This is a genomic window from Streptomyces vietnamensis (assembly GCF_000830005.1).
In the GTDB taxonomy this organism is placed as follows: Bacteria; Actinomycetota; Actinomycetes; order Streptomycetales; family Streptomycetaceae; genus Streptomyces; species Streptomyces vietnamensis.
In genome coordinates this window covers 5,857,367-5,878,376 of sequence record NZ_CP010407.1, presented here as the reverse complement: position 1 = coordinate 5,878,376, position 21,010 = coordinate 5,857,367, and the positions used below count along the sequence as shown (strand labels likewise).

Genomic DNA, 21,010 nt, shown 5'->3' with positions numbered 1-21,010 from the left:
GTGGTGCGCCGGTGAAGCGGGTCGGATTACTTGACGACGCCGAGCGACGCGTAGTCGTAGCGGCCGTTGTAGGCGTCCGCCGTGTAGACGTTGGTCAGCCGGGAGCTGCGCCAGATGATGTTCTTCTCGTTGGTGAAGGGCAGGTAGACCGCGGCCTCCGACACCTTCGTGTTGATCTGCTTGTAGAGCTCGCCGGCCTTGGTCGGGTCGGTCTCCTTCAGCGCCTGGTCGAACAGGCCGTTGATGGCCTTGTCGTTCAGCTCGGAGAAGTTGTTGTTGCCGCTCTGCAGGATGAAGCGGCCGTCGACCAGCGGCTGGAGGAAGCCCTGACCGGTCGGGAAGTCGGCGCCCCAGCCCATGATGATGATGCCGTAGCCCTTCTCCTTGACCACCTTCGGCGAACCGATGATGCCCGAGGTCTGGGCGCCGTCGAACTGGTCGATCTGGGCGTCGATGCCGACGGCCTTCAGCGACTGCTGGAGGGACTCGGCGGTCGCGATCTCGATCTTCTTGTTGTTGCGGACCGCGATCGTGGTCTTGAAGCCGTTCGGCTTACCGCACTTCTTCAGCGCCTCCTTGGCCTTGGCCAGGTCGGGGGCGCCGCTGAGCTTGCCGTACGGGTCGGCCTGCGGGTCGGCGCCCTTGATGCCCGGCGGCAGCATGTTGGGGGCGATGTCGCCACCGGCCTGCGGGCCACCACGGGCGGTCTGGAGGGACTTCGAGTCGGCGGCGTAGATGATCGCCTTGCGGCACTCGATGTTGGGGATCACCGTCTGCGGGAAGACCGCGTAGCGGATGAAGCCCGTCTGCGGGTTGTCGACGTTGTCCTTGTGCTGCTGGAGCACCTTCTGGCGGGCGGCGGCGCCGACACCCGTCGCGTTGATGTCGAGGTCGTACTCGCCCTCGACCAGACGGTTGTCCATGTCGTCGGCGTTCGTGGTGAACGTGACGCTGATGCTGTCCGGGAGCGCCTTGCGGACGGTGTCGGTCTTGGCGTCCCACTTGTCGTTGCGGACGAGCTTGATGGACTTGTTCGGCGTGTACGACTGCCACTTGTACGGGCCGGAGGAGAAGGGCTTCAGGCCGTACTGGGCCTTGGTGTCCTTGTCCTGGCGGACCGGGGAGGCGGCCGGCATGGCCAGCATCTGCAGGAAGTCGCCGTTGGCGACCGGCAGCTTGAAGACGATGGTCTTGTCGTCCGGCGTCTCGATCGCCTTCAGACCGAGCTTGTCCGTGGTGGTGTCCTTGTACGGACCCTTGTACTCGCCCTTGGGGTCGAGGACCTGCTGGAGGTAGATCGGGCCGCCGGAGATGACGTCCTGGGCCCAGATGCGCTCGATGCCGTACTTGATGTCCTTGGAGGTGATCGGCTTGCCGTCCTCCCAGGTGATCCCGTCCTTCAGCGTGAAGGTGTAGGTGAGGCCGTCGGCCGAGACCTTGCCGGCGTCGGTGGCGAGGTCGGGGACCAGCTCGGTGGAGGCGGTGCCCGGGGCGGCCTTGAAGGTGACCAGCTGGCGGGTGTAGTAGCGGGCGAAGTCCCACACGAAGCCGTAGTAACCGCGCTGCGGGTCCCAGTTGTCGGCCTCCTGCGAGCCGATGAACTTCAGCTCGCCGCCCTTCTTGTCGGAGGCGTTGGCGACCTTGTTCACACCGGCGTTGAAGCCGGGCGCACCCGCGCTGCCCTTGCCGCCGTCCTTGCCGCCGCCACCGCCACAGGCGGTGGTGACGACCATCGTGGCCGCCGCAAGCAGCGCGCCCGCGGCGATTCTGCGCTGAGAGCTCTTCAGCATGGGTCCAGCAACCTCCGGGATAGTGGCGGCCGTCACGGCGGTCCGCCGAGTGGGGATGGGCCTCCTGTCGCCAGCGGCAGGGGCGGGTCTTGCGTGTCGTCGGCGAACGGTCAGCGGGAGCCCTTCGGGTCGAGCGCGTCACGCACGCCGTCGCCGAAGAGGTTGAACGCCAGAACGGTGATGAAGATCGCGAGGCCGGGAATCACCATGAACAGGGGGTCCGACTCGTAGGTGGTGATGGCCGTCGACAGCATCTGGCCCCAGGAAGCGGTGGGAGGCTTCACACCCGCGCCGAGGAAGCTGAGCGCCGCTTCGGTCAGGATGTTGGTGGGGATCATGAGGGTCGCGTAGACCGTGATCGGGGCGATCAGGTTGGGCAGCAGTTCGCGGCGCAGGATGTAGAACCGGCCGGCGCCCAGGCTCTGGGCGGCCTCGACGTACTCGCGGTTGCGCAGCGAGAGGGTCTGGCCTCGGACGATGCGTCCGACGTACGGCCAGCCGAAGAAGCCGATCACCAGGACGAGGGCGGCGATGCGCACGCCCGAACCGTCCAGGCCGAGCAGTTCGTTGGGCAGCACCGAGACCAGGGCGATCGTGAAGAGCAGCTGCGGGAAGGCGAGCATGACGTCCATGACCCGGCTGAGGGCCGCGTCGATCCAGCCGCCGAAGTAGCCCGCGATGATGCCGAGGATCGTGCCGAGGAAGACCGCGAAGACCGCCGCCAGGAAGGCGACGAGCAGCGAGATCCGGGCGCCGTAGACGATCCGGCTGAAGACGTCGCGGCCGTTGACGGGCTCGACGCCGAGGAGGAAGTCGCCGTTGATGCCGCCCCAGGACCCGATCGGCGTGCCGAACAGCGGGTCGATCTGGTCCTCGTGGAACTCGTCCGGCGGGTGGCCGAGGAGGCCCACGATGACCGGCGCGAAGATCGCGACGAGGATGAGGAAGATGACGACGAAGGCGCCCGCGAGGGCCAGCTTGTCGCGCTTGAGGCGGGTCCAGGCGATCTTCCAGGGCGAGCGCCCCTCGATCGCCTTGCCGGCCGCGCCGGACTTGTCCGGAGTGCCGGGAGCGTCGGGCGCGCCGTCGACGGTGGCGGTCGCCTCGCCCGCACTCGTCTCGTGCAGTGGTGCCGTCATCGTGGTGAGGACCCCTCTCGGCCGCCGGTAGCCGGCCCTTGCCCGCCGCGGGTAGCGGCTCGGTGGAACAACCTGCTGGGCACCTGCTCGAAAGGAGCCGAACGCCCGGTGTTCCGGGGAGTCTTCAATGCGCTTGTGATCAACCGCCAGCCCTGACGGGCAATGTTTGCTCAAACGTGATGCGGTGCTGCGACTTCCGTTATCCGGACGTCGCGATCACCTGAGCGGACCAACCGGGGCTCTCTTGTGCGCAATCGGACATGCCGCTCAACTGGTGTCTTCACCCATGGAATTGGGGTGAACGAAGGCCTCCGGAGCGGACTCCGGAGGCCTTTGCCGACAAGTGGGACACGAGGGACGTCTCAGTATCCGGACGGAGCCGGGGGCGGGTATCCGTACCCCGGGACGGATGCGGAACCACGTCCGGCATGCGCCTCGCGGTCGTAGAAGGGGCGCGCGTTCGCCCGCAGCCACAGGGCCACCGGGTCGTACGCGTCGGAGAGCGCGACCGTGGAGACGGGCAGTCCGTCGGGGACGGAGCCGATCGACTGGCGCATCATCGAGCGGACCGCGTCGACGGCCGCCGGGGACGTGTCGTACAGGTCGAGACCGATGGCGAGGTACGGGGAGCCGAGCGCCGGCTGCACCCAGCCGCGGCGCAGCGACCGGACGGCCTGGGTGCGGTGCGCGTTCTGCGTGAGCAGGGCGTAGAACTGCGGGAGCTCCAGGGCGGGCTCGGTGACGCGCAGCGGTCCGGCGGGCATCCGGTCGAGACCGGTGGCGATCCGGCGCAGGTCGGGCCAGGGGATGCCGACGCCGCCGCCGGGGGCGTGCGGATTGAGCCAGACGCCCCAGCGGTCGGGGTAGAGGGCGCGGGCGATCTCGCGGCCGGTGACGAGCTCGTGGGCGCGGTTCCAGCCGGAGGCGGCGAGCTCCTGGGGGGAGGTGACGCAGGGCGCGTAGCCGAAGCCGTCGACCTCCATGTTCCCGTACTGGGCGTCGGGCGAGCCGGGGGCGCCCTGCCAGAGCAGCATCCAGAGCTCGCCGTCGGCGAGGGCGTGCAGCAACTGCTCGTACGCGTCGTAGCGTCCGGGTTCCACCTGGCGCAGCATGTGCTCGACCCGTCCTCCGGTCGCAGCGGTGCCTGACGCGCTCACCCTGGGTCCCGCCCCTCTTCCGTTCACCACGTACGTCTGTCCAGCGATCGAGTCAGTTCAGCTTAAACAGGGGGCCGTCTACACGGCGGCGCGCTGGTAGAAGGGGCGCACCCGCTCCAGCATCCAGTCGCCGACCGGGTCCTGCGCCATGTCGAGCAGGATGAGGTTGACCGGCCAGGCGACCTCGACGCGGCCGAGGGCGCGGCCGAGGGCGTCCAGGGGGGCGTTCCGGTCGACGCCGTCCCAGCCGCCCAGCTGGACGCCGATGAAGAGGGCCGGTTCGGTGCCCTCGACGCTGGCGAGGGCACGGCGGGCGGTGGTGACGACCCCGGTGGCCTCGAACTCGGCGGAGGCGGCGGCGAGGAAGTCGACCGGGTCGTCCTGCCAGTCGGGCTCGAAGAGCCGGACGCGGCCGCCGCTGGCGGGGCCGTCGAGCGGGGTGCGGCCGGCGCGGCAGAGCTCGGCGACGGCGGGCGGGGGCAGCGGGACGCCGACGGTGCCGCCGGGGTTCACGGCGATGCCGAGCTGCGGGGGCAGTCCGCGGGCGAAGTCACGGGCGGGGGCGACGGTGAAGGACATGTGGTCGCCGACGCAGGCGAGGAACTGCTGCTCGGAGCTGAAGACGGGCACGTAGGCCGCGCCCTCGATCTCCATGGTGGCGAGGTCGAGACTCTGGCTGTCGGGGCCGCCGCCGTTGGGCAGGGGCACCCAGACCGGGCTGCGGCCCAGCACCTCGACCAGTCGGCCTCCGGCCTCGGGGTTCCCGAGTGAGGCGGCAAGGACCTCTTCGAGCTCGTTGCCCGGCCACGTCACGTCCACGGTCGCGTTTCCCCTTCTCGCACGGCCTGCCGCACCGGCCGCCCGGCAGCACCCTAACGCCGCCCCGGCACCGCCGTGGCCAAAAGGGAAGCGTACGGGCGTCCCGGGACGGAAGCGGGACGCCCCCTGCCGCGCCCGCCCTGCCCGGCCGCACCTCCGACCGCGCCCCCGGCCGCCCCGCCCGGCCCGTGTCCGACCACCCCGCTCGGCTCGTATCCGGCCGGCCCGCTCGGCCCGTATCCGGCCGGCCCCCCGGCCCGTGTCCGACCGCCCCGCTCGGCCCGTATCCGACCGCCCCACTCGGCCCGTATCCGACCGCCCCGCCCGGCTCGTGTCCGGCCGGCCCTCGGCCCGCGACCGTCCGGCACCCTGTCCGGCCTCGGCCTTCGTCCGCCCTGCGCCGGCCCGGGGTCTTCAGGCCCCTCAGGCCGCCTCGCGGAAGTCGATCCGGTGGAGGGAGTCGGCGGCGGCGCGGTCGAGGAGGGTCGCCGAGGCGCAGCCGTGCGGCAGGCTGCCGGACTCGGCGGCCCGCAGGAGCCGGCCGACGGCCCTCCGGTGCCGCGCGAAGGCGTACGCGGAGACGCCCCGGCCCCGGGCGTCCTGGCCGGCCCGGGCGATGTCGGGGGTGACGTCGAGGAGGAGCAGGTGCAGGGCGCGGCCGCGGCGTCTCGCCTCGCGGGCGAGCCAGCCGCGCACCCAGGCCTGGGTGCCGCAGTCGTGGACGATCAGGCTCGCGCCGGAGCGCAGGGCGCGGCGCAGCCCGGCGTAGTGCGCGATCCGGACGAGGGGGCGGTAGACGGCGTACGGGAGGAGGCGCGGCATGCGGGCCTCCCAGCGCTCGCGGGCGTCCTGGGAGTCGATGCCGCTGCCCTGGGCGGCGCGCTTCATCAGGGTGGACTTGCCGCTGCCGGGCAGCCCGGAGACGACGACGAGGTCGCCGGCGGCGAAGGTGAGGGCGCGGGGGCCGCGGCCGCCGCGCTCGCGCAGGTCCCGCAGAAGACGGCCACGGGCCCGCTGGGACGGTATGCCGGTGCTCGTCGCGTATGCGCCGGTGTGCTGGATCCTCATCGCTCTCCCCCTGTCGGGCCTCGGAGACCTGAGGAGACCCTTGCCCACGAAGTGTAAAGAGATGGTAATGCGGCACAAGCGATTTGCCCCGCCGACACCGCGTGCGATGATGTGCGCGCCAGGCGCGCACAGTCGCCGCACAACCGCATACCGGCCGCTCGAATCCGCGCGGGAGAGTTCCGGACCGCCGAGCGCGTCCGGGCGCCGAAGGAGCAAGACCCTCCCTTGAATCTCTCAGGCCCCGTACCGCGTGGATGAGGCAGATCTGAAAAGCGGGACACGTCACCGTGTCCCCACCCAAGGTGCAAGCCGAGGATGCTCTCGGTGAACCTCTCAGGTTCCATGACAGATGGGGAGGACGTCCTCGCCCGTCATGTGTTTCGTCACCGATCACGCCCTTGGGACCCGGGAGCCACCCCATGACCACTGCCCCCCGCCTGACCGCCCTCGATGCCCTGCATCGTTCGCTGGGCGCGACCATGACCGACTTCGCCGGCTGGGACATGCCGCTGCGGTACGGCAGCGAGCGCGACGAGCACAACGCCGTCCGCACCAAGGCCGGCCTCTTCGACCTCTCCCACATGGGCGAGATCACGGTCACGGGCCCGCAGGCCGTCGACCTCCTGGACTACGCCCTCGTCGGCAACATCTCCACGGTGGGCAACGGCCGCGCCCGCTACACGATGATCTGCCGGGAGGACGGCGGCATCCTCGACGACCTGATCGTCTACCGCCTCGGCGAGACGGAGTACATGGTCGTCGCCAACGCCTCCAACGCCCAGGTCGTCCTCGACGCGCTGACCGAGCGCGCGGCCGGCTTCGACGCCGAGGTCCGCGACGACCGTGACGCGTACGCCCTGATCGCGGTCCAGGGCCCGGAGTCCCCCGGCATCCTGAAGTCGCTCACCGACGCCGACCTGGACGGTCTGAAGTACTACGCCGGCCTGCCCGGCACGGTCGCCGGCGTCCCCGCTCTGATCGCCCGCACCGGCTACACCGGCGAGGACGGCTTCGAGCTGTTCCTGAAGCCCGAGCACGCCGAGGGCGTCTGGAAGGCGCTGACCGAGGCGGGCGAGGGCGTCGGCCTGATCCCCTGCGGCCTGTCCTGCCGTGACACGCTCCGCCTGGAGGCGGGCATGCCGCTGTACGGCCACGAGCTGACCACCGCCCTCACCCCCTTCGACGCGGGCCTCGGCCGGGTCGTGAAGTTCGAGAAGACGACGAACGAGGGCCGCTTCGTCGGCCGCGAGGCCCTGGAGAAGGCCGCCGAGCGCGCCGAGACCGCCCCGCCGCGCAAGCTCGTCGGTCTGATCGCCGAGGGCCGCCGGGTCCCGCGCGCCGGCTTCCAGGTCGTCAAGGACGGCGAGGTCATCGGCGAGGTCACCTCCGGCGCCCCCTCCCCGACCCTCGGAAAGCCGATCGCGATGGCGTACGTGGACGCGGCGCACGCCGAGCCCGGCACCCAGGGTGTAGGTGTGGACATCCGCGGCACCCACGAGCCGTACGAGGTCGTCGCGCTGCCGTTCTACAAGCGCCAGAAGTGACGCGGTCGTCCCACTTCTCGTCTCACCACGCAAGACCCACGTTCATCAGTACTCCCCCGATCCAGGAGAATCAGGTCATGAGCAACCCCAACGAGCTGCGCTACACCAAGGAGCACGAGTGGCTGTCGGCCGCCGAGGACGGCGTCGCGACGGTCGGCATCACGGAGTTCGCGGCCAACGCGCTCGGTGACGTCGTCTACGCCCAGCTCCCCGAGGTCGGCGACACCGTCACCGCGGGCGAGACCTGTGGCGAGCTCGAGTCGACGAAGTCGGTCAGCGACCTCTACTCCCCCGTCACGGGCGAGGTCGTCGAGGCCAACCAGGACGTGGTGGACGACCCGTCCCTGGTGAACACGGCTCCGTTCGAGGGTGGCTGGCTGTTCAAGGTGCGCGTCACCGGCGAGCCGGACGACCTGCTCGACGCCGACGCCTACACCGCGTTCTCCGCCGGAAACTGAGACCGGGCCCGAGACCCCCTAGGGATCGATTCATGTCGCTTCTGAACACTCCCCTCCACGACCTGGACCCCGACGTCGCCGCCGCCGTCGACGCCGAGCTCCGCCGTCAGCAGTCCACCCTCGAGATGATCGCCTCGGAGAACTTCGCTCCGGTCGCGGTCATGGAGGCCCAGGGCTCCGTCCTCACCAACAAGTACGCCGAGGGCTACCCGGGCCGTCGCTACTACGGCGGCTGCGAGCACGTCGACGTGGCCGAGCAGATCGCGATCGACCGGATCAAGGACCTGTTCGGCGCCGAGTACGCCAACGTCCAGCCGCACTCCGGCGCCTCCGCGAACCAGGCCGCCCTCTTCGCGATCGCCCAGCCCGGCGACACGATCCTGGGTCTCGACCTGGCGCACGGCGGTCACCTCACCCACGGCATGCGCCTGAACTTCTCCGGCAAGCAGTTCAACGTGGTCGCGTACCACGTGGACGAGGCCGGTCTGGTCGACATGGCCGAGGTCGAGCGCCTCGCCAAGGAGCACCGCCCCAAGGTGATCATCGCGGGCTGGTCCGCCTACCCGCGCCAGCTGGACTTCGCCGAGTTCCGCCGGATCGCCGACGAGGTCGAGGCCTACCTGTGGGTCGACATGGCCCACTTCGCGGGCCTGGTCGCCGCCGGTCTGCACCCGAACCCGGTCGAGTACGCGGACGTGGTGACCTCCACCACGCACAAGACGCTCGGCGGCCCGCGCGGCGGCATCATCCTGGCGAAGAAGGAGTTCGCGAAGAAGCTGAACTCCTCGGTCTTCCCCGGTTTCCAGGGCGGCCCGCTGGAGCACGTGATCGCGGCCAAGGCCGTCTCCTTCAAGGTCGCGGCCTCGGAGGAGTTCAAGGAGCGCCAGCAGCGCACCCTGGACGGCGCCCGCGCGCTGGCCGAGCGCCTGGTCCAGGACGACGTCACCGCCCACGGCGTCTCCGTCCTGTCCGGCGGCACGGACGTGCACCTGGTCCTGGTGGACCTGCGCAACTCCGAGCTCGACGGCCAGCAGGCCGAGGACCGTCTCCACGAGGTCGGCATCACGGTCAACCGGAACGCCGTTCCGAACGACCCGCGCCCGCCGATGGTCACCTCGGGTCTGCGCATCGGTACGCCGGCCCTCGCGACCCGCGGCTTCCAGGCCGAGGACTTCGCCGAGGTCGCCGACGTCATCGCGGAGACCCTGAAGCCCGGCTTCGACGCGGACAAGGCCGCGGCCCTCAAGGCCCGGGTGACGGCGCTCGCCGACAAGCACCCGCTGTACCCCGGCCTGAAGTAATTTCGTACCCTTTTGTTCGTACGGAATCTTCGGGGCACCGCGCACACTGGACAGTGAGCGCGGTGCCCCGCCCCATGCCCAGCCCTTCTTCACGCTTCTCTGCTCCACCCCGGCAGACAACGGCGTCTAGCCCCCACAAGGAGTCCTCCCGTGGCCATCTCGGTCTTCGACCTGTTCTCGATCGGCATCGGCCCCTCGAGCTCCCACACGGTGGGCCCCATGCGCGCGGCCCGGATGTTCGCCCGCCGCCTGAAGAACGAGGGCCTGCTCGCCCACACCGCGCAGATACGGGCGGAGCTGTACGGCTCGCTCGGCGCCACCGGCCACGGCCACGGCACCCCCAAGGCCGTCCTGCTCGGCCTGGAGGGCAACTCGCCGCGCACCGTCGACGTGGAGACCGCCGACGAGGAGGTCGAGCGGATCAAGGCGAGCGGGAGGATCAACCTGCTGGGCGCCCACGAGATCCCCTTCTCCTTCGACGACGACCTGGTCCTGCACCGCCGCAAGGCACTGCCGTACCACGCCAACGGCATGACCGTCTTCGCCTACGACGCGCAGGGCGCGCCGGTGCTGGAGAAGACCTACTACTCGGTCGGCGGCGGCTTCGTCGTCGACGGCGACGCGGTGGCGGGCGAGAACCCGATCATCCCGGACGACACCGTCCTGAAGTACCCCTTCCGCACCGGCGACGAGCTGCTGCGGCTGGCCCGGGAGACCGGCCTGTCGATCTCCTCGCTGATGCTGGAGAACGAGAAGGCCTGGCGCACCGAGGACGAGATCCGCGCGGGCCTGCTGGAGATCTGGCGGGTCATGCAGGCCTGCGTCTCGCGCGGCATGTCCCGCGAGGGCATCCTGCCCGGCGGCCTGAAGGTCCGCCGCCGGGCGGCGACCTCGGCCCGCAAGCTGCGTTCCGAGGGCGACCCGGCCGCGCACGCGATGGAGTGGATCACCCTGTATGCGATGGCCGTGAACGAGGAGAACGCGGCGGGCGGCCGGGTGGTCACCGCCCCGACCAACGGGGCGGCCGGCATCATCCCGGCGGTGCTGCACTACTACATGAACTTCGTGCCGGGTGCGGACGAGGACGGCATCGTCCGTTTCCTGCTGGCGGCGGGCGCGGTGGGCATGCTGTTCAAGGAGAACGCCTCGATCTCCGGTGCCGAGGTCGGCTGCCAGGGCGAGGTGGGTTCGGCCTGTTCGATGGCGGCGGGGGCGCTGGCCGAGGTGCTGGGCGGTTCGCCGGAGCAGGTGGAGAACGCGGCCGAGATCGGCATGGAGCACAACCTGGGTCTGACCTGTGACCCGGTGGGCGGTCTGGTGCAGATCCCGTGCATCGAGCGCAACGGCATGGCGGCGGTCAAGGCGGTCACGGCGGCGAAGATGTCGATGCGCGGCGACGGCAGCCATCTGGTCTCCCTGGACAAGGTCATCAAGACCATGAAGGAGACGGGTGCGGACATGAGCGTTAAGTACAAGGAGACCGCGCGGGGTGGTCTCGCGGTGAACATCATCGAGTGCTGAGACCGCGCGCACAACGGCCCGCCCCGGAAGGTCCCGGGGCGGGCCGTTGTCTTGCTCAGGCGCGGACCCAGAGGACGATGACGTCCGGGCGGTCGGCGCTGAAGGGCTCGCAGGTGAAGATCGGGCCCCAGGTCCGGTAGCCGGCCCTCCCCGCGGCCTGGCAGTCGGCGTACGAGGAGTAGGAGCTGTTCGCGTAGTAGCCGGGGCCGGGGTTGGCCTGGGCGGCTCCGGCGGCGCCGAGTGCGAGCGCCCCGGCGGTGACGGCGGTGGCGAGAGCGGCTGCTGTGCGGCGGTACATGGCATTGCCTCCTGAAAACGCCGGGATGCCCCGGCGGAGTGCGTGACGATGCGATGTGGTGCGTTGCGTTGCGGTACGTCCGGCTGCGCAGCCGGGGATGAACGTACCGTCACGGAAAGAACCGCACAATAGGTCTAGGCCAATGCGTCAGGTCGGGCCCGTCCGCCGGTCACACAACCCGCCACACAGCCCGTCGCACCGCCCTCACGCCGGCGTCGGCACCACGCTCCGGCCCGTCTCGTGGGCGTACAGCATCGCCCGGTCCCGCAGCGCCGCGTGCACCGCCATCCGGGCGTCCCTGCGGCGCTGCGCCGGGCCGTCGGGCAGGTGCAGGATGCCCGCGTTGCCCCGCGAGCCGCGCTGGATCTCGGCCGTGCGCGGGATCCTCAGCGCCTGGTAGCGGTCGAGCCGGGCCGCGGTCGTCGCCGCCGCCGGATCCGCCAGACAGGCCGCCAGGTCCATCGCGTCCTCGACCGCCTGGTTGGCGCCCTGCGCCATGAACGGCAGCATCGGGTGGGCCGCGTCGCCGAGCAGCGTGAGCCGGCGCGAGGACCACACGTCCAGCGGGGGACGGTCGTGCAGCGCCCACTGGTGCGTCGTCTCCACGGCCGCCACGACGTCCGCGACCAGACCGGCCCAGCCGCCGAAGACCCCGCGCAGCGCCTCCGGGTCGCCCGGGGCCGACCAGGACTCGCCGGGCGAGCCGGTCATCGGCACGGTCGCCGCGAAGCTCAGGTACTCCCCCGCCGCGACCGGGTAGCAGACGAAGTGCCCGCCCGGGCCGAGCCAGAGGCGCACCAGGGGCTCGCGGGCCGTGTCCGGGAGGGCGTCCACCGGCACCAGGCCCCGGTAGATGCCGAGCCCCGCGAACTCCGGCTCGTCGCGCCGGAAGGCCTCGCGGACCGTGGAGTGGATGCCGTCGGCGCCGACCACGAGGTCCGCCCCGCGCACCGTCCCGTCCTCGAAGGTCAGCCGGACGCCCTCGGGCCCGGTCTCCCGGGCCTCGCTCAGCCGCTCGCCGAGCTTGAGGGCGGCCGGGTCGACCAGCGAGAGCAGCGCGTCGTGGAGATGCGCGCGGTGCACCGCGTAGTACGGGGCGCCGAACATCCGCTCGCACTCCGCGCCCAGCGGCGTCCGGGCGATCGGCCGCCCGCTCCACCCCCGTACCTCCATGGCCTCGATCGCCACCGCGCGCTCGCGCAGGGCCGGGCCGAGGCCGAGCCGCAGCAGCGGCCGGACCGCGTTCGGCGAGAGCTGGACGCCCGCCCCGACCTCGGCGAGCCGCCGCGTCTGCTCGTACACCGTGTACGGAATGCCGTTGGCGGAGAGCGCACCGGCCAGGGCCAGGCCGCCGATGCCGGCGCCGACCACCGAGACGTGCGGCCGCTCCTCCGCTCCCCACTCGTCCAGATCATCGAACCGCACCTTTGAGACCGCCTTCCGCGTCGCTTCCGTGTCGGCACTTCGGCGTCGCCGGCCGTGGTCTCCCCCCGGTCCCGGCCGTCCGCCGCACCCCGAGCATGGGCGGGCCGGCCGCCCCCGACAACGCGGGTCACGGCCCGCGCTGACAACTGTCGCGGCTTCCATGACGTCCGTCACCGGCACCCCCGCGCGCCCGCTCCTGACCGTGCTCCCGCGCCTAACGTCGAGGCCGCGCCCCGGAGTCCGTCTGTGGGCGACGACCCCACGACGTCCCACGAGATCGGGAGGCACACAGTGACACGAGCGGAGGGACCGCGGTGACCGCCGCGGTGGCCGTCGAAGGCCTGCAGAAGCGGTACGGCGACCACGAGGCCGTACGCGGCGTCGACTTCACCGTCGCCGAGGGCGAGATCTTCGCCCTGCTCGGGCCGAACGGCGCGGGCAAGACCACCACCCTGGAGATCCTGGAGGGCTTCCGCGACCGCGACGGCGGCCGCGTCGAGGTCCTCGGCCGCGACCCCGGCGTCAAGGCCGACGGCCACTGGCTGCGCGGCCAGGTCGGCCTGGTCCTCCAGGACATCGCCGTCGAGCCGTACCTGTCCGTGCGGGAGACCGTCGCGCGGAACGCCGGCTACTACCCGGACCCGCGGAACGTCGACGAACTCCTCGACCTCGTCGGCCTGAACGAGAAGAAGGGCGCCAAGGTCAAGGACCTGTCCGGCGGCCAGAAGCGCCGTCTCGACCTGGCCCTCGGCGTCGTCGGCCGGCCGAAGCTGCTCTTCCTCGACGAGCCGACCACCGGCTTCGACCCGAACGCCCGCCGCGGCGCCTGGGACGTCGTGCGCAACCTGCGTGACGACGGCACCACCATCGTCCTCACCACCCACTACATGGACGAGGCCCAGGCCCTCGCCGACTCGGTCGTCGTCATCGCCGAGGGCCGGATCGTCGCCTCCGGCACCCCGGACACGCTCGGCGGACGCGACAGCGCCCAGACCCGGATCCGCTTCGCGCTCCCGGCCGGCGCCGCACTCGGCGACGTCCCCCTGCCGGTGAGCGACGTGGAGGACGGCCTCGTGACGGCCGAGACGACGGAACCGACGGCCGCGCTGCACCGGCTGACCGGCTGGGCCCTCGACCGGGGCACGCCGCTGGACCGGCTGACCGTCGAGCAGCCCACCCTCGAGGACGTGTACCTGAGCCTGACCAGCGAGTACGTACAGCAGGAAGCCTCCTCGCCGTCGTCCGCGCGGGGGCGCAAGGCGCCCGCGGGACGAGGCCGCCGACCCGGACGGAGCCGCTCATGACCACCCTGATCCCCCCGACCGCCGAGACCGCGACGGCGGCCCCGTCCGCGCGCGCGGACGCGTACCGCGAGCGGAACCCGCTCGCCCTGCTCGGCCATCAGATCCGCTACGAACAGCTGTCGTTCTGGCGCAACCCGCAGTCGATGGTCTTCACCTTCGTGCTGCCGATCGTCATCATCGGCATCTTCGGCGCCGTCTTCAGCGGCAGCGAGGGCCAGGAGTTCTTCTTCGGCCTCACCGGCATGCAGTACTACACGCCGGTGATCGCCGCCGTGTCCGTACTCGGCGCCTGCTACGGCCAGTTGGCGATCGTCCTCGCGATGCGCCGGCAGACCGGCGTCCTCAAGCGGCTGCACGCCACCCCGCTGCCCGCCTGGGTGTACTTCGCGGGCCTGCTCGTGCACTGCGTGGTCGTCAGCATCGTGGACGTCGCCCTCGTCTTCGGCATCGGCGCGCTCTACGGAGTCGACCTGCCCACCCACTGGGGCGCGGTGCTCCTCACCCTGGTGCTCGGCGCGGCCAGCTTCTGCGCGCTCGGCGTCGGTGTGGCCTCGCTGATCAAGAACTCGGAGGCGGCACCGGCCGTCGTGCAGTTCATCCAGTTCCCGCTGGTCTTCATCTCCGGCAGCTACTTCCCGATCCACGCCGAGCTGCTCAACAACATCGCGGGCCTGCTGCCCGTGAAGCCGTTCAACGACGCGATGCTGGCGCTCTTCACCCAGGACGCCGGCTTCCAGTGGCGTGACCTCGCCGTCCTCGCCGCCTGGGGTGTCGTCGGCGCCCTGATCGCCGTCCGCAGCTTCCGCTGGGACCCGCGCCCCGAGTAGTCGGGGGACCTCATCAGGAAGGCCCGGCCGGGTTTCCCGGCCGGGCCTCCTGCTGTGACCCCGTGGGGGGCGGGGGTCACGCGGCGGGCACCTCGGGGGAAGCGGTGCCGTGCGGTACGGGGGCGTGCTCGGGCAGGGGAAAGGCGTGGGCGAGCACCGCGTACGTGCGGAGCTCCTCCAGGAGGCTCAGGCCCAGCCGGTTGTGGAGCATGTGCGCGTGCGAGAAGAGGACCATGCCGGGGTGGGCCGGGGAGTGCGCCCTGATCTCCTCGGCGTGCGCGGCGAGGCGGGCGTGCCAGCCGGCGAAGGGGCCGTGGGCCTCGGGGTCGAGGGCGACCGCCCCCTCGACGCGGGTGATCGTGTCGAGGAGGGCGGCCGGGTGGCCGGCCTCGGCGGCCCAGGCGCGCCAGGCGCCGAGGCCGTGGGCGTAGTAGTACGCGCGCTCCGCCGGGTCCCCGAGGGCGGCGGCGACGGCGAGGGTGCCGCGCAGGGCGAGCGCCGCGCGCTGCCGTTCGCCCGTCACCTTCGGGAGCGCGGCGAGGACCAGGGTGCTGGAGAGGGTGAAGAGGGACTCCGCGGCCGGCATCAGGGCCGTACCGCCGTACCGGTCGAACTCCGGCTCGTAGACGGCCGGGTGGACGCCGGGCGGCAGCAGGTCCTTCACGGTGGTGTTCTCGCCGGTCTCGCCGGCGGCGGCGAGCCGCTCGGCCCCGCTGCGGTAGGCGGCGGGGTCCAGCGGCTCCTCGCCCGGTGCGGGCGCGCCGGCCACGGCGAGGCGTTCGGTGAGCGCGGCCTCGACGCGGGCGCGCGCGGGGGCGTCGAGGTCGCCGACGCGCAGCCGCAGATGGGGGCCCGACTGCCAGTAGCGGATGAAGAACCACGGCGTGCCGGGGGCGAGTTCGCGGACGGTGGGGCCGATGACGTCGGTGACGACCCGGTCGTGGGCCGACCGGGCCGTGGTGCCGAGGTGGAGGTGCCAGGCGGTCCACTCGGTGGGCCGGTGATCGGGTGGCGGGGTCACGTCGCTCCTTCAGAGTCTGAGGTCGAGCAGCGCGCCGCCGGTGGGCCGCGGTACTCCCACGACCACGGACAGGACGATCATCTCGTCCGGGTCGAGGCCGAGGACGCGCTGGATGGGGATCTCCTTGAACGCCCGCACCGGGCGGGCGAAGAGGCCGGAGGCGGCGGCGGACAGGCAGAGCCCGTGCGCGGCCCAGCCGGCGGCGTGCTGGACGGCGCCCCAGCCGGCGCGGCCGAGGCGCTCGAAGAGCTCCCGGGTCCGGACCGAGAGGAAGACGGTGAGCGGGGCGTCGCGGATGCCGCAGCCGTTGACGGGCGAGACGCCGTAGCCGTACTGCTCCTCCAGGCGTTCGGGCGCGGTCGGGTCGGCGCGCAGCAGGTGCGCGGCGCCGTCCCGCAGCCGGTGGACGCCGTCGGTGGCACCGTCGACGCCGTGGACGACCGCGGTGACCTTCAAGGCCTCGAAGGCGGCGGCCAGTTCGGGTCCCGGCGGGGGGACGGCGAGCCAGCGGACGGCGCTGTCGAGCGCCTCGGCGGGTACGCGCGCGCGGCGGCCGCTCATGCCGTGCAGGGCGCGCGGCATCCGTCCGGAGTGGCGCCGCCACAGCAGCTCGGCCCAGTCCGCCACGGCCGCCGAGGGGCCGAGGCCCCGGGGGACGGCGGTGGTGAGGGGGGCGGGGGCGCCACCGTAGGTCTGTTCGCGGTTGACGCGGATCAGGGCGGCGAGGGACGGGTCGGTGTCGTCGAGGTGCGCGGGGGGCTCCGGCAGGGGCCCCCCGCCGGCGGGCGCCGGTTCCGCCCCGGTCGTCTCCACGACGAACGGCAGGGACCAGGCCCAGGCGTCGTCGAGGCCCAGGTCGGGCAGCAGGGCGTGGGCGTCGGGGCCGGGGGGCCGGAGCCGCGCGGGCACGCCGAAGAGTTCGAGCCCGAGGCTCAACGCCCGGAGCACGAAGCCGAGTTCGATGGCGACGAGGGAGCCGCGGAACCACTGGTAGGCGGGCGGCACGGTCGTGTACCGGCCGGTGAGGACGACGTTGCCGGCGGGCGCGGCCGGGGTGCCGGTGAGGGCGTGCCGGTCCGGCTCGAGGAGGCGCCACGGCATGCCCGCGCCCCCGTCCACGAAGGCGTGGACGGGGAAGAGGCATCGGGGCGAGGCATAGGGCCGGTGGTCGTTGTAGGGGTTCTCCGGCTCGCGGCGCTGGGGCCCGAAGGCGGTCACGAGGGCGCGGCCGAGCCGGACGGCGTCCGGTTCGGCCGCGTGCGCGGGCGCCGTGGGCGGGGCCGGGGTCGCGGCCGGCTGCGCCGGGGCCGGGTCCGGGCCGGCCGTCCGCGGGCCGGCTCCCGGCGGGTGCGGGAACGGCAGGTGCGGGAACGGCAGGGCCGCGAGCCGGTCGTGGGTGCCGAGGGGCAGGGCCTCGCGCGGGCCGCCCCCGCGCGGTGGCGGGGGCGGTGTGTGCGTGTCGGGCGGCGGCTGCGGCACCCAGGTCCACGGGGGTGCCTCCGGTGCGTCGTCCCCGGCCCCGTACGCGTACCAGAGGGGCTCGCGGGCGATGCTGTTGTCGCCCTCGGGGCCGGGCAGGTCGACGGGGCCGCGCCTGCGGGCGCGCGGGGGCGCCGTCACGGGAACGGGTGGGGGTCGAGGGGCAGGGCCCGGTGTTCCTGGGCGGTGCCGCGCAGCGCGGCGGTGAGCCGGGGCAGGCCCGCGAGGCGCTGCTGGGCGTGGCCGAAGCACATCGGGAGGATGCCGGGGACGACGGCGCGGGCCACGTGGATGCCCGCGTCGGCGTGTTCGCGGCTCGTCTGGTCGACGAGGACGATCCGGTCGAGTCCGGCCTCCGCGAAGAGGCCGCGGACGAAGTCCAGGGCGCCGCGCACGTCCCCGCCGGAGCCGCGGTCGAGCCGGCCGGGCCAGTCGGGGAAGGCCTCGTCCAGTGTGACCCGGGGCCCGCCGAGGGCGGCGGTGGCGCGCGCGGCGGTCTCGGGCAGGGACGAGAAGCGGACGTGGTCCTCCAGCTCCTGGACCAGCCACGGGTCCTCGACCATCGGCTCGACGGTCTCGCGGGTCCAGTCGACGGGGTTGGTGACGAGCTGGGCGACCTCGCGCAGGGCGCCGCGGATCGCGGACTGCGGGTCGGCGCCGGAGCCCGCCGAGGAGAAGGTCGCGGGGAAGGGGTTGAGACGGTTCACCGCGAGGACCCAGACGACGGGCAGGGCGATGTCGCGGGTGGCGACGAGGAGATGGACGTCGAAGCCGCGCGACTCCATCAGCTCGATCATGGCGCGGCTGGTGGGGTCGGTGAGGGTGTGGTTCGGGATGGTGGGCAGCGGGGCCGCCCGGTGCCAGGAGAGCAGGAACGCGTCCCGCTCCGCGAGCTCGAACAGCGAGTGCAGGGCGGCCTCTTCGAGGTTCGCGCCGACGGCGCAGCCGCTGGACGACTCGTAGAAGTAGTGCTTGCGGCCCGGGGTCCCGGCCTCGCGGGCGGCCCTGCGGTCCCGGCGGTGGTTGTACTCGTACTGGTAGAAGGCGTGGTCGGCGGGGACGAGCAGCGGCCGCCCGTCGTCGAGGTCGTGGCCCCACACCCAGTCCATCGGGGTGTCCGCGTCGAAGGGCGTGGCCCGGCTGGTGGGGTGGGCGAGCTGCTCGGCGGTGTACTGCCCGAGCCCGGCCGGGTCGACGGCGTGGCCGGCGACCTCCCGGTACGAGCGGTGGGTGAGGACGGGCAGGTCGTACGGGAAGCCCGCGAGCCGCTCGTACGCCTCCAGGATCGCGACCGGTCCGGTCTCGGCGAAGGTACGGGCGCGCCCGTGGCCCATCGCCGGGGCGTCCGGCACCACGGCCATGCTCATCGCGAAGGGCGCGCGGGACTCGCGGAGCAGCGCCCTGACGGGTCCGAACCGCTCGTCGACCAGGCGCTCCTGGAGGACCCCGCGCTCGACGAGCCGGCTCGCGGCCGTGCGGGTGGAGTCGTCCGGGAACGCGGGCCGGTCGGTCAGCGCGAGCGGCGCCGGGGTGTCGGTGCCGTCGAGCTCCTCGTACGCCGGGCCGCAGAGCGGGCAGTGGAAGCTGCGGGCGATGCGGTGGCGGCGCAGGCCGCGCGGGGAGACGGCGAAGAGTTCACCGGGCCCGAGCGGCCGCTCCCCCAGGTGCTCCAGGGTCGCCCGGAGCAGTTCGGGGAGGAGCGGCGCGCCGGGGCCCGGGGCGGCGGTCGCGTGCCGGAGGTCGCCGACGAGGGGGTGGTCGGGGACGGTGCGGTCGCGGACCTCGGCGCAGCCGGCGCAGCCCGCGTCGGTGCCGGGCCGCCAGAGCGGGCCGACGAGCACCTCGTCGGCGCGCAGCCGGACGGACAGATGGGGGCGGCCGGCGGCGCGGGCCTCGGCGAACCGGTCCCGCTCCCAGCCGAGGTCCCAGCCCCGGTCGGCGGCGACGGTCCCTTCGGGGAGGAGGCCGGCGAGGACGTCGAGCGCGTCCCGCCAGGCCTCGTCGGCGGGGAGGGCGTCGAGCCCGGGGCCGAGGGCGAGCGTGAGGGTGTCAGTGGGCATCGTGGGCCTCCACGGGGCCGTACCAGAGGGGGAGCTCGCCGAGCACCGGGTCGTGGCGGACGGCCTCGCCGCGGAACGCCCGTCCCGTGGCGGCCAGTTGTGCGCGGAGGGCGTCCAGGGCGGCGCGGTCGGCGAGGAGCAGGGCGTCGGTGGAGAGCGGGTCGACCGTGCCGGGCAGGTCGGCGGTCTGGGTGCGGGCGAGCGCGGTGCACAGGGCGTTCCGGGCGGCCTCGGCCGCGTCGGCGCCCCAGGCGCGGCCGAGGGCGGTGCCGTCGGCGGTCACCTCGGCGAGCCGCCAGTCGAGTCCGGGTACGGAGGCTGTCCGTACGAGGGGTTCCTCCGTGAGCAGGGCCCGGAGCCGGGACAGGATCCGCAGGCCCTCGGGGTCGGTGCCCCCGGGGGCTCCGCCGCCCGCGGCCACGGCGGGGTCGCCCACCGGGAGGGCCGCGGGCGGCACGTGCGGGGTGGCGGTCTCCGCCGGCGGGAACTCCGCCTCCTCGGCGAGCAGGCGCAACGCGCCGTCGAGGAGCCAGTGTTCCCGCGTGAGCCCTGCCGCCGGGGTGGGAGCCCCGGGGATGCGGGCGTGCGGGCCTGCCGCCGGGGTGGGCGCCCCGGGGATGAGGGCCCGCAGGGCCTGGAGGGTCGCCGCGACGGCGGCGGTCTCCTGATGGGCGGCCCAGGCGAGGACCGTGGTCGTGGGGCGGCCGGCCGAGCGGAGCTCGGCGGCGCGCAGGGCGAGCGGCATCTGGGGCAGGTCGGCGCCCTCGGCGAGGGCGAGCGGCCCGGTCCAGCGGGCGGCGAGCGGGGCGGCGGTCTCGCGCGCCTCGTCCGGCTCGGGGAGGTCGTCGGCGGGGGCGCCGGCGAGGGTGTGCGTGCGGTCCTCCGCCGCTGTGCCGTCGTCCTCCGTCGTACGGTCCTCGGGCGTCGGGAGCGGGAGGGAGCCGGGTCGGCCGGGCGCGGCCGCCATGGGGGCTCCCCCGACGGTGACCCGGTCGGAGACCAGGTCCGTCCCGTGCACGACGTGGGCCTCGCCCGCGTCCGCCGTACCGGTCAGGGTGTCGACGAGCAGCTGGGCCGCGAGGGCCCCGGCGAGCGCGTCCGCCACGGGGCGGGGCGCGGGCGCGGTGGACCCGGCGGCGGCCCAGGCGCGGGCCCGGTCGTGGAACGCGTCGCGGACGGCCGGGTGTCCGGGCCCGGTGAGGGCCGGTCCGACGAGGGTGACGCCGCCGGTGCCGATCCGGACCGGCACGACCAGGGGCGCCTCGGACGGGGGTGCGGGGTCGGTGTCGCCCTCGCGGGACTCCCGGATGTCGAGGACGGCGTCGGGGGCTTCGGCCCCCGCCTCCGTGAGGACCGTCCCCACGCCGGCGCGGCGCAGGCCCCGGACGGCGGGCCCGGTGGCGGCCGGCGGCCCGGTGACGAGCACGGTCGCGGCCCTGAGCCGGGCGAACGCGCCGTACGGGTCGTCGAGGAGGCCTTCGAGCCGGGCGAGGGACTCGGCGTGCCGTTCCCGCACCTCGGCGGGCGGCTCGGGGGCGGTGAACGCGGCCGGGTCGAGGAGCAGTCCGTTCTCGCGGAGCCTGTCGACGAGGTGGCGGACGGCGGGGCGGGCGCGTTCCGTGCCGATGCCGGCGACGAGCGCGTCCTCGTCGGTGCCCTCCTCCAGGAGCGGGACGCAGCCCTGGGCGACGGCGTGCAGGACCTCGGAGCCGCGCAGCACGAACTGGGCGCGGACGCCGCTGAAGTAGACCCCGCCGGGGACGGGCGCGTAGTGCAGGTCGGGGCGTGCCTTGAGCATC

Annotated in this window: 17 protein-coding genes and 1 riboswitch; of the genes, 6 read left to right on the top strand and 11 right to left on the bottom strand. The window is 73.3% G+C overall.

What is annotated here, in order from left to right:
* Positions 1-26 precede the first annotated feature (26 nt).
* The 5 genes from SVTN_RS26515 to SVTN_RS26495 all read right to left on the bottom strand — a co-directional run bounded on the left by SVTN_RS26515 (position 27) and on the right by SVTN_RS26495 (position 5,973).
* The gene (locus SVTN_RS26515; RefSeq protein WP_041131356.1) at positions 27-1,790 is read right to left on the bottom strand and encodes an ABC transporter substrate-binding protein; all 1,764 of its coding nucleotides are present in this window, start codon (positions 1,788-1,790) and stop codon (positions 27-29) included.
* 110 nt (positions 1,791-1,900) lie between these two features.
* Positions 1,901-2,929 carry an ABC transporter permease gene (locus SVTN_RS26510; protein WP_041131355.1) on the bottom strand — a complete coding sequence of 343 codons (1,029 nt, stop codon included), beginning with the start codon at positions 2,927-2,929 and terminating at the stop codon, positions 1,901-1,903.
* 362 nt (positions 2,930-3,291) lie between these two features.
* Positions 3,292-4,086 carry an enhanced serine sensitivity protein SseB C-terminal domain-containing protein gene (locus SVTN_RS26505; RefSeq protein WP_041131354.1) on the bottom strand — a complete coding sequence of 265 codons (795 nt, stop codon included), beginning with the start codon at positions 4,084-4,086 and terminating at the stop codon, positions 3,292-3,294.
* 78 nt (positions 4,087-4,164) lie between these two features.
* Complete coding sequence (locus SVTN_RS26500; protein WP_041131353.1) at positions 4,165-4,905, bottom strand: enhanced serine sensitivity protein SseB; 741 nt, start codon at positions 4,903-4,905, stop codon at positions 4,165-4,167.
* 423 nt (positions 4,906-5,328) lie between these two features.
* Positions 5,329-5,973, bottom strand: coding sequence for an AAA family ATPase (locus tag SVTN_RS26495; RefSeq protein ID WP_041131352.1), 645 nt, complete (start codon positions 5,971-5,973; stop codon positions 5,329-5,331).
* A 159-nt stretch (positions 5,974-6,132) separates the two neighbouring features.
* Positions 6,133-6,232, top strand: a riboswitch (glycine riboswitch).
* Positions 6,233-6,392: 160 nt separating this feature from the next.
* Between SVTN_RS26495 and gcvT the strand changes: the two genes are divergently transcribed.
* The 4 genes from gcvT (at position 6,393) to SVTN_RS26475 (ending at position 10,797) form a co-directional block, all read left to right on the top strand.
* Positions 6,393-7,517 carry a glycine cleavage system aminomethyltransferase GcvT gene (gene gcvT, locus SVTN_RS26490; RefSeq protein WP_041131351.1) on the top strand — a complete coding sequence of 375 codons (1,125 nt, stop codon included), beginning with the start codon at positions 6,393-6,395 and terminating at the stop codon, positions 7,515-7,517.
* A 77-nt stretch (positions 7,518-7,594) separates the two neighbouring features.
* Positions 7,595-7,975 (top strand): glycine cleavage system protein GcvH, encoded by a 381-nt coding sequence (gcvH, locus tag SVTN_RS26485; protein ID WP_041131350.1) that lies wholly within the window; start codon positions 7,595-7,597, stop codon positions 7,973-7,975.
* 32 nt (positions 7,976-8,007) lie between these two features.
* Positions 8,008-9,276, top strand: a complete 1,269-nt coding sequence (gene glyA / locus SVTN_RS26480) for a serine hydroxymethyltransferase (RefSeq protein WP_041131349.1) — start codon at positions 8,008-8,010, stop codon at positions 9,274-9,276.
* 150 nt (positions 9,277-9,426) lie between these two features.
* Positions 9,427-10,797, top strand: coding sequence for an L-serine ammonia-lyase (locus tag SVTN_RS26475; protein ID WP_041131348.1), 1,371 nt, complete (start codon positions 9,427-9,429; stop codon positions 10,795-10,797).
* Between the two features lie 55 nt (positions 10,798-10,852).
* On the opposite strand, the gene SVTN_RS26470 is transcribed toward SVTN_RS26475, so the two are convergent.
* Positions 10,853-11,095 (bottom strand): hypothetical protein, encoded by a 243-nt coding sequence (locus tag SVTN_RS26470; protein WP_041131347.1) that lies wholly within the window; start codon positions 11,093-11,095, stop codon positions 10,853-10,855.
* A 204-nt stretch (positions 11,096-11,299) separates the two neighbouring features.
* Positions 11,300-12,520 (bottom strand): FAD-dependent monooxygenase, encoded by a 1,221-nt coding sequence (locus SVTN_RS26465; RefSeq protein ID WP_245727643.1) that lies wholly within the window; start codon positions 12,518-12,520, stop codon positions 11,300-11,302.
* A gap of 314 nt (positions 12,521-12,834) precedes the next feature.
* Here SVTN_RS26465 and SVTN_RS26460 point away from each other — a divergent pair, with 314 nt between their 5' ends.
* Together SVTN_RS26460 and SVTN_RS26455 are read left to right on the top strand one after the other, a co-directional pair.
* Complete coding sequence (locus SVTN_RS26460; RefSeq protein ID WP_041131346.1) at positions 12,835-13,824, top strand: ABC transporter ATP-binding protein; 990 nt, start codon at positions 12,835-12,837, stop codon at positions 13,822-13,824.
* The gene (locus tag SVTN_RS26455) at positions 13,821-14,651 is read left to right on the top strand and encodes an ABC transporter permease (protein WP_041131345.1); all 831 of its coding nucleotides are present in this window, start codon (positions 13,821-13,823) and stop codon (positions 14,649-14,651) included. The genes SVTN_RS26460 and SVTN_RS26455 overlap by 4 nt, the downstream gene beginning before the upstream one ends.
* 76 nt (positions 14,652-14,727) lie before the next feature.
* Here the strand turns inward: SVTN_RS26455 and SVTN_RS26450 are convergent, their stop codons facing one another.
* The 4 genes from SVTN_RS26450 to SVTN_RS26435 are packed head-to-tail and all read right to left on the bottom strand — an operon-like array spanning position 14,728 to position 21,009.
* Positions 14,728-15,672, bottom strand: coding sequence for a thiopeptide-type bacteriocin biosynthesis protein (locus SVTN_RS26450; protein WP_041131344.1), 945 nt, complete (start codon positions 15,670-15,672; stop codon positions 14,728-14,730).
* 9 nt (positions 15,673-15,681) lie between these two features.
* On the bottom strand, positions 15,682-17,292 hold the full coding sequence (locus tag SVTN_RS26445) for a nitroreductase family protein (RefSeq protein ID WP_041131343.1): 1,611 nt from the start codon (positions 17,290-17,292) through the stop codon (positions 15,682-15,684).
* On the bottom strand, positions 17,289-19,211 hold the full coding sequence (locus SVTN_RS26440; RefSeq protein WP_041131342.1) for a TOMM precursor leader peptide-binding protein: 1,923 nt from the start codon (positions 19,209-19,211) through the stop codon (positions 17,289-17,291). The genes SVTN_RS26445 and SVTN_RS26440 overlap by 4 nt, the downstream gene beginning before the upstream one ends.
* Positions 19,201-21,009, bottom strand: a complete 1,809-nt coding sequence (locus SVTN_RS26435) for a hypothetical protein (protein ID WP_052499311.1) — start codon at positions 21,007-21,009, stop codon at positions 19,201-19,203. The genes SVTN_RS26440 and SVTN_RS26435 overlap by 11 nt, the downstream gene beginning before the upstream one ends.
* Position 21,010 lies beyond the last annotated feature (1 nt).

What these genes read in the sequence shown, in the direction of transcription:
- SVTN_RS26515 (WP_041131356.1), bottom strand. Translation starts at nt 1,790, where the DNA reads ATGCTGAAGAGCTCTCAGCGCAGAATCGCCGCGGGCGCGCTGCTTGCG.
- SVTN_RS26510 (WP_041131355.1), bottom strand. Translation starts at nt 2,929, where the DNA reads ATGACGGCACCACTGCACGAGACGAGTGCGGGCGAGGCGACCGCCACC.
- SVTN_RS26495 (WP_041131352.1), bottom strand. Translation starts at nt 5,973, where the DNA reads ATGAGGATCCAGCACACCGGCGCATACGCGACGAGCACCGGCATACCG.
- gcvT (WP_041131351.1), top strand. Translation starts at nt 6,393, where the DNA reads ATGACCACTGCCCCCCGCCTGACCGCCCTCGATGCCCTGCATCGTTCG.
- gcvH (WP_041131350.1), top strand. Translation starts at nt 7,595, where the DNA reads ATGAGCAACCCCAACGAGCTGCGCTACACCAAGGAGCACGAGTGGCTG.
- glyA (WP_041131349.1), top strand. Translation starts at nt 8,008, where the DNA reads ATGTCGCTTCTGAACACTCCCCTCCACGACCTGGACCCCGACGTCGCC.
- SVTN_RS26470 (WP_041131347.1), bottom strand. Translation starts at nt 11,095, where the DNA reads ATGTACCGCCGCACAGCAGCCGCTCTCGCCACCGCCGTCACCGCCGGG.
- SVTN_RS26455 (WP_041131345.1), top strand. Translation starts at nt 13,821, where the DNA reads ATGACCACCCTGATCCCCCCGACCGCCGAGACCGCGACGGCGGCCCCG.
- SVTN_RS26440 (WP_041131342.1), bottom strand. Translation starts at nt 19,211, where the DNA reads ATGCCCACTGACACCCTCACGCTCGCCCTCGGCCCCGGGCTCGACGCC.
- SVTN_RS26435 (WP_052499311.1), bottom strand. Translation starts at nt 21,009, where the DNA reads ATGCTCAAGGCACGCCCCGACCTGCACTACGCGCCCGTCCCCGGCGGG.